Annotated in this window: 12 protein-coding genes; 10 read left to right on the top strand and 2 right to left on the bottom strand. The window is 69.2% G+C overall.

Features of this window, described 5'->3' with window-relative positions:
• Positions 1-100 precede the first annotated feature (100 nt).
• The 4 genes from ACIA12_RS29235 to ACIA12_RS29250 all read left to right on the top strand — a co-directional run bounded on the left by ACIA12_RS29235 (position 101) and on the right by ACIA12_RS29250 (position 4,702).
• A complete protein-coding gene (locus tag ACIA12_RS29235) occupies positions 101-2,251 on the top strand; it encodes a hypothetical protein (RefSeq protein WP_396370333.1) in 2,151 nt (716 codons plus the stop codon).
• A gap of 82 nt (positions 2,252-2,333) precedes the next feature.
• Positions 2,334-2,972 (top strand): pyridoxamine 5'-phosphate oxidase, encoded by a 639-nt coding sequence (pdxH, locus tag ACIA12_RS29240; RefSeq protein WP_396370334.1) that lies wholly within the window; start codon positions 2,334-2,336, stop codon positions 2,970-2,972.
• Between the two features lie 277 nt (positions 2,973-3,249).
• Positions 3,250-3,876: a CGNR zinc finger domain-containing protein gene (locus ACIA12_RS29245; RefSeq protein WP_396370336.1), complete on the top strand. Its 627-nt coding sequence runs from the start codon at positions 3,250-3,252 to the stop codon at positions 3,874-3,876.
• Positions 3,877-3,943: 67 nt separating this feature from the next.
• Complete coding sequence (locus ACIA12_RS29250; RefSeq protein ID WP_396370338.1) at positions 3,944-4,702, top strand: hypothetical protein; 759 nt, start codon at positions 3,944-3,946, stop codon at positions 4,700-4,702.
• Here ACIA12_RS29250 and ACIA12_RS29255 read toward each other — a convergent pair.
• Positions 4,695-5,417: a hypothetical protein gene (locus ACIA12_RS29255; RefSeq protein ID WP_396370340.1), complete on the bottom strand. Its 723-nt coding sequence runs from the start codon at positions 5,415-5,417 to the stop codon at positions 4,695-4,697. The genes ACIA12_RS29250 and ACIA12_RS29255 overlap by 8 nt on opposite strands.
• Before the next feature lie 192 nt (positions 5,418-5,609).
• Between ACIA12_RS29255 and ACIA12_RS29260 the strand changes: the two genes are divergently transcribed.
• The 5 genes from ACIA12_RS29260 (at position 5,610) to ACIA12_RS29280 (ending at position 10,165) form a co-directional block, all read left to right on the top strand.
• A complete protein-coding gene (locus ACIA12_RS29260; RefSeq protein WP_396370341.1) occupies positions 5,610-6,248 on the top strand; it encodes a TetR family transcriptional regulator in 639 nt (212 codons plus the stop codon).
• A gap of 75 nt (positions 6,249-6,323) precedes the next feature.
• Positions 6,324-7,277 (top strand): ROK family protein, encoded by a 954-nt coding sequence (locus ACIA12_RS29265; protein WP_396370343.1) that lies wholly within the window; start codon positions 6,324-6,326, stop codon positions 7,275-7,277.
• The gene (gene nagA / locus ACIA12_RS29270; protein WP_396370345.1) at positions 7,274-8,404 is read left to right on the top strand and encodes an N-acetylglucosamine-6-phosphate deacetylase; all 1,131 of its coding nucleotides are present in this window, start codon (positions 7,274-7,276) and stop codon (positions 8,402-8,404) included. The genes ACIA12_RS29265 and nagA overlap by 4 nt, the downstream gene beginning before the upstream one ends.
• Positions 8,392-9,312 (top strand): 1-phosphofructokinase family hexose kinase, encoded by a 921-nt coding sequence (locus ACIA12_RS29275; protein ID WP_396370348.1) that lies wholly within the window; start codon positions 8,392-8,394, stop codon positions 9,310-9,312. The genes nagA and ACIA12_RS29275 overlap by 13 nt, the downstream gene beginning before the upstream one ends.
• A 16-nt stretch (positions 9,313-9,328) precedes the next feature.
• On the top strand, positions 9,329-10,165 hold the full coding sequence (locus tag ACIA12_RS29280) for a ketose-bisphosphate aldolase (protein ID WP_396370350.1): 837 nt from the start codon (positions 9,329-9,331) through the stop codon (positions 10,163-10,165).
• On the opposite strand, the gene ACIA12_RS29285 is transcribed toward ACIA12_RS29280, so the two are convergent.
• Positions 10,162-10,416 (bottom strand): hypothetical protein, encoded by a 255-nt coding sequence (locus ACIA12_RS29285; protein ID WP_396370352.1) that lies wholly within the window; start codon positions 10,414-10,416, stop codon positions 10,162-10,164. The genes ACIA12_RS29280 and ACIA12_RS29285 overlap by 4 nt on opposite strands.
• Before the next feature lie 68 nt (positions 10,417-10,484).
• Between ACIA12_RS29285 and ACIA12_RS29290 the strand changes: the two genes are divergently transcribed.
• Entirely contained in the window at positions 10,485-11,045 is a 561-nt protein-coding gene (locus ACIA12_RS29290) for a TetR/AcrR family transcriptional regulator (RefSeq protein WP_396370354.1), read from the top strand.
• Positions 11,046-11,122 lie beyond the last annotated feature (77 nt).

The following is an 11,122-nucleotide window of genomic DNA, read 5'->3' on the forward strand; positions in this document are numbered from 1 at the left end:
GCCAGACTCTGGGCGCAGACCATGCTGCCCACTGGTCTGGTACTGATCCGACATCTCGCCGGGATGCAACTTTTCCGGCCCCGATCGCATCTGGCAGGGCATGGAAACTGTTGTGGCATACGCCTTCGACCGCTTCGCGGGTCCGGAGAAGGCGGCGGCCGGCGTACGACGCGTCGAGGCGTACTACGGCGAGCTTTGGCAGGGCCAGGCTCGACGGGACGGTTGTGACGCCGGAACCGTCGGACTGCACAGCTGGAGCCGGCGCGAGCCGGACTACCACTGGCCGGCCTGGCGTGACGACGACGACCTCTGCGTCGCCAGTCTGCACGTGCCACTCGGCTACCAGCAGATCGTCGGCGACCTGGCGCCGCAACGAGCCGCGACGCCATTGGCCCGTGCAGTGCTCGCCGATCCGGCCCGCATGGCGGAGCTGGCGCCTCCCTTCCTCTTGTCGGTGCTCGACCCGGCGGACGAGCGACTGGAGCTGTTCACCGACTCCGTTGGTCTCGGGCGGCTGTTCCAGCTCCGTACTACCGATGGCTGGGTGTGGAGCAACCGTGCGGCCGCCGCATGCCTGTTCGCCGACGTGCCTGCTGAAGCTTCGGATCGGGGCTGGCGTTACGCCGCCGGCTGCGGCTGGTTCATGGGCGACACCACCCCGTACGACCGGGTGCTGACTGTGCCGGGCGCCACCCACATCGTGACCGAGGGACGGCGCAACCGCCGTACTGTCACGCGGATCGAGGCAACGAGCATCTGGTCCGGGCCTAGCGGCGGCGAGTTGCCGCAGCGGCTGATCGAGGAGACCGCCGAGGCCCTGCGTGGCGTCGCCCGGTCCGTGAGCAAGCTGTGGCCCGGTACCCCGACAGTGGATCTCAGTGGAGGCAGGGATTCCCGCGTTGTCGCCGCGGCGTTCCTGTCGGCCGGGGTGGACCTCAAGCTCAACAGCTACGACGCCGTACCGGGGGAGCTGGCCGTAGCCGAGCAGCTGGTGGCAGCCCTTCCCTACAAGGTGGAGCACATCGTCACCGGCAAGCCCGCACCGGTGACCACTGCTGCACCAGCACCGGTACCGCCGCCGATGACGCCCGTGATCGAGCGGATCCGGCGCTGGCATCGGTTCGCCGAGGGACTGCGTCCGGCGAGCTACATCTTCCACAACCCACCGGAGGGGCTGAGTGACGTCGCGCACCTGGCGATCGGTGGCGCAGGTGGCGAGATCGCTCACGGGCACTTCTACCCACCGGACGTGCTGAAGCTCGACCAGAGCCCGCTGGAGGAGAAGCTGGAGCTGTTCAACGCGCGTCTCCAGAAGCGGCTCATCCCTGCAGTTGGCCCGTCGGACGCGACGAGGGGCGCAGTGGCCGGGCAGATCGACCACGTGTTCCGCGAGGCGATCCAGGGCGGCTTCGAGGACGCCACGATGCTCGACTACTTCTATGTGGTCGAGCGACTGCGTCGCTGGGGCAGTGCGGGGGAGCGGACCGGCATCGTGTCGCCGCTGCTCGTACCGGCGTTCGTTCGAGGAGCCTTCTCGATGAGTGCGCCGCAGCGGCTCGAGAACGCGCTGCACCGAGCACTGGTACGCGAGCTGGTGCCGCAGTGGGCGGACATCCCGTTCTTCAAGGCGCAGCCCGTCGCCGGGGCGACGCCTCGCCCGCCGGCACCGGTGAAGCGGCTGGGCGCGGCGCCTGATCGCGACCTGATCGGCGAGCTGCTCACGACCGACCAGACCGGAGACTTCGATCCGGCGGAGGTGCAGCAGCTCTGGGCTGCGTCACTGGCCGGTGAAAGCACGGTCGGTCAGGAGGTGGCACTCCGCCAGCTCCTCTGGCGAGCCGTCTTCGACGACCACCTCGCCGAGGTCAACAAACACCTGACGAACCCACCCAAGCCCAAACCGAAGCGCGCGCCTGCACCAGCACCAGCGCCGACAACCAGCGCAGCGCCGCCGACCGGGGCAGTACCGGCGACCGGGGCAGCGTCGACCGGGGCAGCGTCGACCGGGACAGCGTCGGCAACCGGGGCAGCGCCGGCCACCGGGGCCGCGCCGGCAGTCAAGGCAGCCTCGGCTGCCGGGGAAGTAGCGGCTGCCGCCGCCGAGCCAGCGCCCGCTGCACCGCAGGCGACAGCGCCGGTGGTGAAGCAACGCAGCTCGTTCAAGACCAAGCTGCGCCGCAACCCGACCGTACGCAGACTCGCCCGCAGCTCCGCCGGACGCGCCGTCCGCAAGCTACTGCGCTCCCGCTAGGCCCGTTGAGCCACTGGACCGACATGCGCCCGAAGAGCCTCGCCAGGTCGATGGAGAACTGAGCGCCTCGTACCCTCGACCCGTGGACCTTCAAGACATGCGGGAGACGTACGGCCTGGGTGAGCTGCTCGAGGAGCAGGTGGACGCCGACCCGCTGAAGCAGTTCGGGTTGTGGCTGGCCCAGGCCGTCGACGCGGGCCTGCACGAGCCGAACGCGATGGTGCTGGCGACTGCCGATCAGGAGGGCAAGCCGTCGGCGCGGATCGTACTGCTCAAGGGTCTCGACGAGCGCGGGTTCGTCTTCTACACCAACCAGCAGTCCCGCAAGGCCGACGACCTGGCAGCCAACCCCGCCTGCGCCCTCGTCTTCCCCTGGCACGCGATGGAGCGCCAGGTCCGGGTCGAGGGCACCGCCGGCAAACTCCCGGCAGACGAGGTCGACGCGTACTTCGCCAGCCGCCCGCGCGGCTCCCAGCTGGGCGCCTGGGCCTCGCAGCAGAGCCAGCCGGTCGAGTCCCGCGCGGAGCTGGACCTGCAGTACGAGTCGTACGAGCGCCAGTGGCCCGAGGGCACCGAGATCTCCACCCCGTACTTCTGGGGCGGCTACCGGATCGTCCCGGCAACCATCGAGTTCTGGCAGGGCCGCACCGGCCGGCTCCACGACCGCCTCCAGTACCAGCGATCCGGCACGGACTGGCAGCTCCGACGCCTGCAGCCCTAGAACAGAAAAAAGACCCGCAGGCACTTCCTGGGACACGACCGGGTGGTCGAACCAAGGGTCAGGCGGACTTTCCTGACTACCTGCGGGCCCGGTGACTGGCGTGAAACTGGCTAGCCACATGCCCACCACACATAGATGTGGTTGACGGGACTCAGCCCGCCATCACCTCACGAGTCCGATTGCAATTCATGCGTTGGACCACCTCCCTTCGCGTGTACTCAGAACCTACGTCGGCAACTTCCGCCGTTCAACCAGTTTTCGTGATCCCATGTGAGCCATGTCGGTACTGCCCTCGCACCTGGAGCTGGTCCAGGGCATCGTGCTGCCGAAACCGGTCGGCGCCGACCCGGTCCTGGACTTCCTCAACACCCGCTCCGACTTCGCCGGCCGGGGGCTCGCGGTGAACGAGTGGCTCACCTCGTACGAGGCGTTCGTGATCTGGAACGGGTACGTCGGGCTGCTGTCCGACGCGAGCGTGTTCCGGCTGATCGAGCAGGCCTCGGTCAGGCCGACGGACGCGACCCGGCGGCTGGACGCGGCCCGCGAGTTCAGGGCCGACCTGTACGACGTACTGACCGACGAAGCCGCATCGGGTTCATTCGAAGCGGTTGCCCGGGCGGTCGACCGTGCCCTGGCGAGGCGGCACCTGAGCGCAGTACCGGCTGATGGGCCTGGAGTGCGGGCGTCCTGGGAGCTGCCGGAGGACCTGGGGCTCCCACTGGACCAGTTGGCCCTGCTTGCGTCGGAGTTGCTGACCGGTGCGTCGCGGGACCACATCCGGCTGTGCCCGGGAGACAACTGTGGCTGGCTGTTCATGGACCCACGTGGCCGTCGCCGCTGGTGCTCGATGGCGACCTGTGGCAACCGCGCCAAGGTCAGGGCACACGCCGCCCGCTCCCGCTAGCTCTTGCAGCTAGCTGCAATTGTCGGCTGAACCCCAACATTCCAGACCGCCAACGCGTGTAACAGGTATGGAGAACTGGGGCGGGGTGTCGCGGCGGGTGTTGCTCGCTGGGGCGTTGGGGGTGGTCGCGGTCGGGACCCCGCTCGGCTGGCAGGAGGTCGGCTCGGGGAAGCCGTCACGAAAGCCGGAGCCGGTGGCTTCCGTTGGCTTCGGCTCTGGCAGCCCGGCGGACTGGAAGAACTACAGCCGGTTGATCTCCAGCCGGCAGCAGATCGAGCGGGTGGTCCGGACGGACGGCGTGTTCATGTTCGGGGACAGCCTCGGGGTGACCGGCGGCCCTGTCTTGGCAGAGCGGCTCGTGGCCCGCACTCACGACGCGCTCGCCATGGACGCCTGGTCGGGCCGGCCGACCGCACCGGCCGCGGATGCTCTCGCACTCTGGGCCCGGACCTACGGACTGCCCGGCCGGATCCTGATCGAGACCGGAAGCAACGACATCTTCAACCCGCCGGCGGTCACTGCCCAGATCGACCGGGTCATGCAGATCGTCGGCCGGACCAGGACCGTCATCTGGGTGAACGTGTGGGTCGCGCGCCGCAGTACGGCCGCCGCGGACCGCTCCAACAGCGCCTGGATCAACCGGCAACTGGCAGCAGCCACCCGTCGCCATGCCAACCTGCAACTGGTCCACTGGGCCGAGTTCATCAACGCAGACCCGAGGCGGGAGCGCCGGTACCTCCACGACGGCGTCCACACCACCCCGCTGGGCCGGGATGCCCGCAACGAGCTGATCATCCGGGCGCTGGCAGCGACGAAGGTCAGTTGAAGAGCGCTGGGTCGACCAGGATCCAGGTGTGGCGGGCGCGAGCCAGTACGCGGCCATCGGAGTCGTACAGGGTGCTGGCCGTATGCGTCTTGCGGCCGTCCTCGCCGAGCACCCGGCCCATGAGGACGCAGGGCTCGCCTGCTCGCGGGCGGGCGTCGATGCAGGTGGTCATCTGGCCGAGTACCGACGGGCGGCCCTCCATGTCGATCGCCCAGCCGCCAGGGCAGTCGAGTGCCGACCAGATGTAGACCGGGTCGACCAGACGGTCGCTAGCGGCCAAGTCAGCCCCCGGATGCCAGGTACAGGCCGTCCTGCCGTCGCCCAGCGGCCCTGGCTTCAACTGCAGCCCCTCGTGGTTCTCCGGGCCACAGACGAAGCAACTGGGGAACGGGTGGTCTACAAGACCCTTGTACTCCGCTTCGGCCGCCAGCGCCTCGTCCGGCCCGACCGGCTCCACCGTGGCGTCGGCCAAGGTGGCCACACTCACCGGGACACCCTCGGCGACGGGAGCAGTCCCGGCCAGCCTGGCGCCGGACGGATCTACCGAGAGCTCCAGGTCGGTTTCCATCGGCGGAGGTACCAGTAGACGTACCCGAGGCACCGTGTCCGCGGGGATCGCCGCAGCGAGCGCAGTACCGACCAGACCTGCGACATAGCCGCCGTTGCCTGACTTGGCGGGCCCCCGGAAGCGCGGCGCGATCCGCATCGTGGTCATGCGCAGAGACCTTAGTACGCGCCGATTGCGCCCCGGATCGCGGGGATTCCCGTGTTTTCTGAGCTTCTTTCCAGATTTACTGCCCTGACCACTCTCATTCAAACGTCCGTTTGAACTATGCTGTGGCCAGGCTACGGCGCGTAAGCAGGTGGGGTGCCTGAGCGAGCGGTAGCCGGGGGGAAGGAGAACTCTGTGGAGACACCCGTGGAATCCACCCGGGAGAGATTGCTCAACATCGCCGAGCAGAGGTTCGGCGAGGGGGGTTACGAAGGAACCTCGCTGCGCGCCATCACGGTCGCGGCGGCCGCCAACATCGCGGCGGTGAACTATCACTTCGGCTCGAAGGAAGCATTGTTGCGCGCGGCGGTGGCGCGCGCGATGGCACCGGTCAACACCGAGCGCCGGCGCCGGCTGGACCAATTGGAGGCGAAGGGCGAGCCGAACGCCGAGCAACTGATCCGGGCCTTCATCGAGCCCGGCCTGGATCTCGTACTGCGCCGAGGCGAGCGCGGCCCGGTGGTGGCCCGCTTCATCGGGCGGGTCGCGTTCGACCCGAGCCAGCGGATCCGGGAGCTCTACGCGGCCGAGTCCGATCCGGTCGAGGCGCGCTATCTGGCCGCGCTGCAACGGGCGTTGCCGGACGCGTCGCCGGAGTCGGTCGCCTTCGGCTACGTGAACATGCTCGGACTGCTCGCCCTGCATCAGTCGCAGGCGCTGACCAGACCGCCGGGCGCGGAGCCGCCTGGCATCGACGAAGGGGAAGATCCGGGCAAGCTGGCCGAGGATCTGATCGCCTTTCTGGTAGCGGCCTTCGACCGGGGACTGCGCTGACCGGGCTCCTCGAAGTTGTCCAGAAACTGCTCATGGATGTTCGAACCGGCAGGTAACGCTGCATAATGGCGCTCCGTGGACCCCTGTGAAGTCGTGGTTGCCGTCGATCTCGGTGGAACCCGGATGAAATGCGGCCTGGTCGCCGCCGACGGTGCCGTGCTGCACCGGGAGACCAGGCCTACTCCCCGTGAGTCCGGGGGCCACGCAGTGCTCAGCGGTCTGCTCGAAACCGTCGTCGAGCTGGCCCAGAAGGCCGCCGCCGACGGTCACCGCGTCCGCGCGGTCGGGGTGGTCGTGCCTGGCATCATCAACGCCGAGCGGGGAACAGTCAGCGCGGAGAACCTCGCCTGGTCGGATACGCCGGTGCTCGCCGAACTACAGGCCGCGATCGGGCTCGACCAGAAGGTCCTGCTCGCCCACGACGTGCGCGCGGGCGGTTACGCGGAGCTACGCCAGGGAGCGCTCACCGGTACGACGAACTCGCTGTTCCTCCCGCTCGGCACCGGCATCGCCGCCGCGATGGTCGTCGACGGCAAGCTGGTCAGCGGCGACGGGTACGCCGGTGAGCTCGGCCACACCAGATTCGTCCACGGCTCGGCGGCCGAGCAATGTGCCTGCGGCCAGTGGGGGTGTCTGGAGACGATCGCCTCCGCTGCCGCGCTGGCCCGTCGCTATGCCGTCCGCACCGGCCGGGTGGTCGACGGAGCGCGTGAGGTGATCGAGCTGCTGGCGCAGGGCGACGCTGACGCCGCAGTGGTCTGGCGTGAGGCCCTGGCCGCGTTGACCGACGCCCTGGTCATGTACACGACTCTGGTCGCACCGACCCGGATCGCGATCGGCGGCGGCCTGGTCGGTGCGGGGGAGACCCTGCTGGCGCCGCTGCGCGAAGGTGTGCACGCGCGACTGACGTTCCAGCGCGAGCCGGAGATCGTGGCCGCGGAACTGGGCGAAGAGGCCGGCATGCTCGGCGCCGCGTGGATGGCGTGGGACCGGGTGGCTGCCGAGGAGAGCGGAGAAGAGACGGTATGACGACGTACAAGGTGGCGCGGCTCGTCACCCCCGACGATGTCCTCGAGAACGCCTGGCTGCAGGTCTCCGGCGGCGACATCCTCGCCTTCGGGCGGCGGTCCGACGGGATGCCGGCCGACGGTCAGCGGCCGGAGGATCTCGGCGACGTGACCGTCGTGCCGGGGTTCGTCGACATCCACACCCACGGCGGCGGCGGGTCTACGTACTCGACCACCGATCCCGAGGAGGCGCGCAAGGTCGTGGCCTTCCACGCCAAGCACGGCACCACCACGACGATGGCCAGCCTGGTGACCGCGCCGCTCGACGAGCTCGTCTCGCAGACGGCCTGCCTGGCCGACCTGGTCACCGACGGCGTGATCGCGGGTGTGCACCTCGAAGGGCCGTTCCTGTCGGCCGCGCGGTGTGGCGCTCACGAGCCGACGCTGCTGCGCGATCCGGTCGAGGGCGACGTGGCCAAGGTGCTCAGCGACGCGGTGGCGATGGTGACGATCGCGCCGGAGTTGCCGAGTGGGCTGGACGCGATCCGGCAGGTCGTCGACGCGGGTAAGGTCGCGGCGCTCGGGCACACGGACGCGACGTACGAGCAGATGATCGCGGGTGCCGACGCCGGCGCGACGGTGGCTACGCACTTGTTCAACGGGATGCGGCCGTTCCATCACCGTGATCCCGGTCCGGTGGGCGCCGCGCTGAACGATCCCCGGCTGCTGCTCGAGGTCATCAACGACGGCATGCATCTGGACCCGCAGGTGGTCCGGGTTGCCCTCGCCGCAGCGGGCGTCGACCGGATCGCGCTGATCACGGATGCGATGGTGGCGACCGGGATGCCCAACGGGCGTTACATGTTGGGCAGCCTCGAGGTGGACGTGAAGGACGGGCTGGCGACGCTTGCCCACGGCACCCATTCGATCGCGGGCAGCACCTTGACGATGGATGTCGCCTACCGCAATGCCGTCAAGGCCGGGGTGTCGCTGGTCGATGCGTCGCGGATGGCGTCGACGACGCCGGCCGGTGCGTTCGGCTGGTACAACGTCGGCGCGATCGAGACCGGCAAGCGGGCCGATCTCGTGCTGCTGGACGAGGACTACCAAGTCCAGAAGGTGATGCGGGCCGGCTCGTGGCTGGACTGATCGGGACGGTCACCCTCAACCTGGCGCTCGACGTCACGTACGGCGTCGACGAGTTGGTGGTGGGCGGCAGCCATCGCGTCAACGCGCCGCAGCAGCGGGCCGGAGGCAAGGGCGTCAACGTCGCCCGGGTCGCCGCGACGCTGGGGCATCAGGTGCTCGCCCTCGGGTTCGTGGGCGGGCTGACCGGCGAGATCGTCGCCGAGGAGTTGTTCGACGCGGGGCTGACCGCGTTGCTCACGCCGATCCGGGGCGAGACGCGGCGAACCGTTGCCATCGTCAACGGTGTCGACGGCGACGCGACGATCTTCAACGAGGCCGGGCCGTCGGTGTCCGAGGACGAGTGGCGCGCCTTCCATGACCGGATGCCGTGGGCGCGGCTCGATGTCCTGGCATGCTCGGGGAGTTTGCCGCCCGGGCTTCCCGCGGATGCTTATGCGGAGCTGGCGGTGCGCGCGCGGCATCACGATGTGCTGTCGGTGATCGACGTCGGCGGAGATGCCTTGGTGGCGGCCGCGAAGGCCGGTGCGGTGGTTCGCTCGAACGCCGCCGAGCTTCGCGAAGCGTTGGGAGAGCTCAGCGTCGAAGAGGGCGCTCGGCAGTTGATTGCGGCCGGTGCGACCGCGGCGGTGATCACGGACGGCGCCCGCGGAATGGTTGCTGCTAGCAAGCAAGGCGCGTGGCGTGCGCTGCCGGTCGAGAGGGTTGCCGGCAACCCGACGGGTGCCGGAGATGCCTGTACCGCGGTCGTCGCGGCCGCCGTGGCGGCGTCGGCCGAGCCCGACTGGCCTGTGGTACTCAAGTCGGCCGTTGCCGCATCTGCGGCTGCCGTGCTGACCCCCGTCGCCGGGGACATCGATCTCGAGGCGTACCGACGGTGGCAGCCGCAGGTCGTCGTACAAACGCTTTAGAACAAGGGAGTTCGTCATGCCGCTCGTATCCGGGGCCGAGGTTGTGCTGGGTGCCGCCAAGGACGGTCGTGGGGTCGGCGCGTTCAACGTGATCCAGCTGGAGCACGCGACCGCGCTGATCGCCGGTGCCGAGCAGCTCGGCGCGCCCGTCATCCTGCAGATCAGCGAGAACGCGGTGAAGTACCACGGCTCGCTCAAGCCGATCGCCGTCGCCATGCTGGCCGCCGCGGCCGCCGCCGAGGTGCCGGTCGTCGTGCACCTCGACCACGCGATGGACCGCGACCTGGTCACCGAGGCTGTCTCGCTCGGCTTCACCTCGGTGATGTACGACGCGTCGAAGCTCGACTACGCCGACAACGTCGCGGCCACCACCGAGGTGACGAACTTCTGCCACGACCACGGTGTTTTCGTCGAGGCGGAGATCGGCGAGGTCGGCGGCAAGGACGGCGTGCACGCTCCCGGAGCGCGGACCAAGCCGGAGGAGGCGCTGGCGTTCGCCGAGGCCACCGGGGTCGACGCACTGGCCGTCGCGGTCGGCTCGTCCCACGCGATGACCGAGCGGACGGCCGAACTCGACTTCGACCTGATCGCCGCGCTGCGCGCCGCAGTACCGGTTCCTCTTGTTCTGCACGGTTCTTCCGGGGTCGCGGATGCGGACCTGACTCGCGCGGTCGAGGCCGGTATGACGAAGGTCAACATCGCCACCCACCTCAACAACGTCTTCACCGCGACCGTGCGTCAGGTGCTCAATGACCAGCCGAACCTGGTCGACACCCGCAAGTACCTCGGCCCCGCCCGTACTGCCGTCGCCACCGAAGTCACCCGGCTGCTCACCTTGCTGAAGGCGGTCTAGAGGGAGCAGTTGCCGCGGATCCAGCCGGCGCGGAGCTCATCGCGGGCGGTCTGGACCTGGCCGCGGGCGACCGGGTCCGGGACCTCGTAGTCGTCGATCAGCCGGGTCAGGGCCAACTCGATCGCGGCCACCACAGCGTCCTCCTGGGAGACCTCCGCCTCGTTCACGCCGGACACCCCGGCCGTCAGCGCGACCACTCCCGCCAGCTCCTGCGGGGTCAGCCGGAGCAGGAAATCTGTTCTGGTCGGCACGGATCCTCCCTGGGACGTTGATAGAGTCATCCTGCAATGCAACGGCCATGTTTCACAAGGGGAGTCCGATGACGGCAGCGGCGGTGGACGAGACCCTGCGCGCGGCCACGGTCGCGGTGCTGGCCGAGCACGGCTGGGAAGGCGTCACCCTCGAGCGGGTCGCCGAGCGGGTCGGCCGGTCGCGGGTCACGCTGTGGCGCCAGGGGCTGACCGTCGAGGGCCTGCTGAACGCGCTGCTGGACGAGCTGGCCGAGGACTACCGGGACACGATGTGGCCGGTACTGACCGCGACGGGGACCGGGCGGGAGCTGCTGGTCCGGTCGCTGAACGCGCTCTTCGACGTGATCGACCGGCATGTCCCGCTGATGCTGTCGTCCGACCTGGTCTTCCACCGGGAGCAGGAGCGCAACGGCTCGGTGTCCTTCATCGACCCGTTCGAGCGGTTCCTGCGCGAGGGCGAGGCGGACGGTTCGCTGCATCCGCACGGCCGGATCAGCGACGTCGCCGAGGTGCTGATGGTGGCCGCCGCCTTCACCTACGTGCACATGCGCGGCCGGCACCACTGGTCGCGCTCCCGGGGCCGGACGCTGACCCTCGACCTGGTCCTGCGCGGCATCGTCGATCCCTGACCCGAATGCAACATAGGTGTTGCACAAATCGCAACGAGGGCGTTACATGGTTCCCATCAGTCGCAGCGCAAGAGGGG

It is taken from the genome of Kribbella sp. NPDC051620, assembly GCF_044453825.1.
GTDB lineage: Bacteria > Actinomycetota > Actinomycetes > Propionibacteriales > Kribbellaceae > Kribbella.

What these genes read in the sequence shown, in the direction of transcription:
- ACIA12_RS29235 (WP_396370333.1), top strand. Translation starts at nt 101, where the DNA reads ATGGAAACTGTTGTGGCATACGCCTTCGACCGCTTCGCGGGTCCGGAG.
- ACIA12_RS29245 (WP_396370336.1), top strand. Translation starts at nt 3,250, where the DNA reads ATGTCGGTACTGCCCTCGCACCTGGAGCTGGTCCAGGGCATCGTGCTG.
- ACIA12_RS29250 (WP_396370338.1), top strand. Translation starts at nt 3,944, where the DNA reads ATGGAGAACTGGGGCGGGGTGTCGCGGCGGGTGTTGCTCGCTGGGGCG.
- ACIA12_RS29255 (WP_396370340.1), bottom strand. Translation starts at nt 5,417, where the DNA reads ATGACCACGATGCGGATCGCGCCGCGCTTCCGGGGGCCCGCCAAGTCA.
- nagA (WP_396370345.1), top strand. Translation starts at nt 7,274, where the DNA reads ATGACGACGTACAAGGTGGCGCGGCTCGTCACCCCCGACGATGTCCTC.
- ACIA12_RS29280 (WP_396370350.1), top strand. Translation starts at nt 9,329, where the DNA reads ATGCCGCTCGTATCCGGGGCCGAGGTTGTGCTGGGTGCCGCCAAGGAC.
- ACIA12_RS29290 (WP_396370354.1), top strand. Translation starts at nt 10,485, where the DNA reads ATGACGGCAGCGGCGGTGGACGAGACCCTGCGCGCGGCCACGGTCGCG.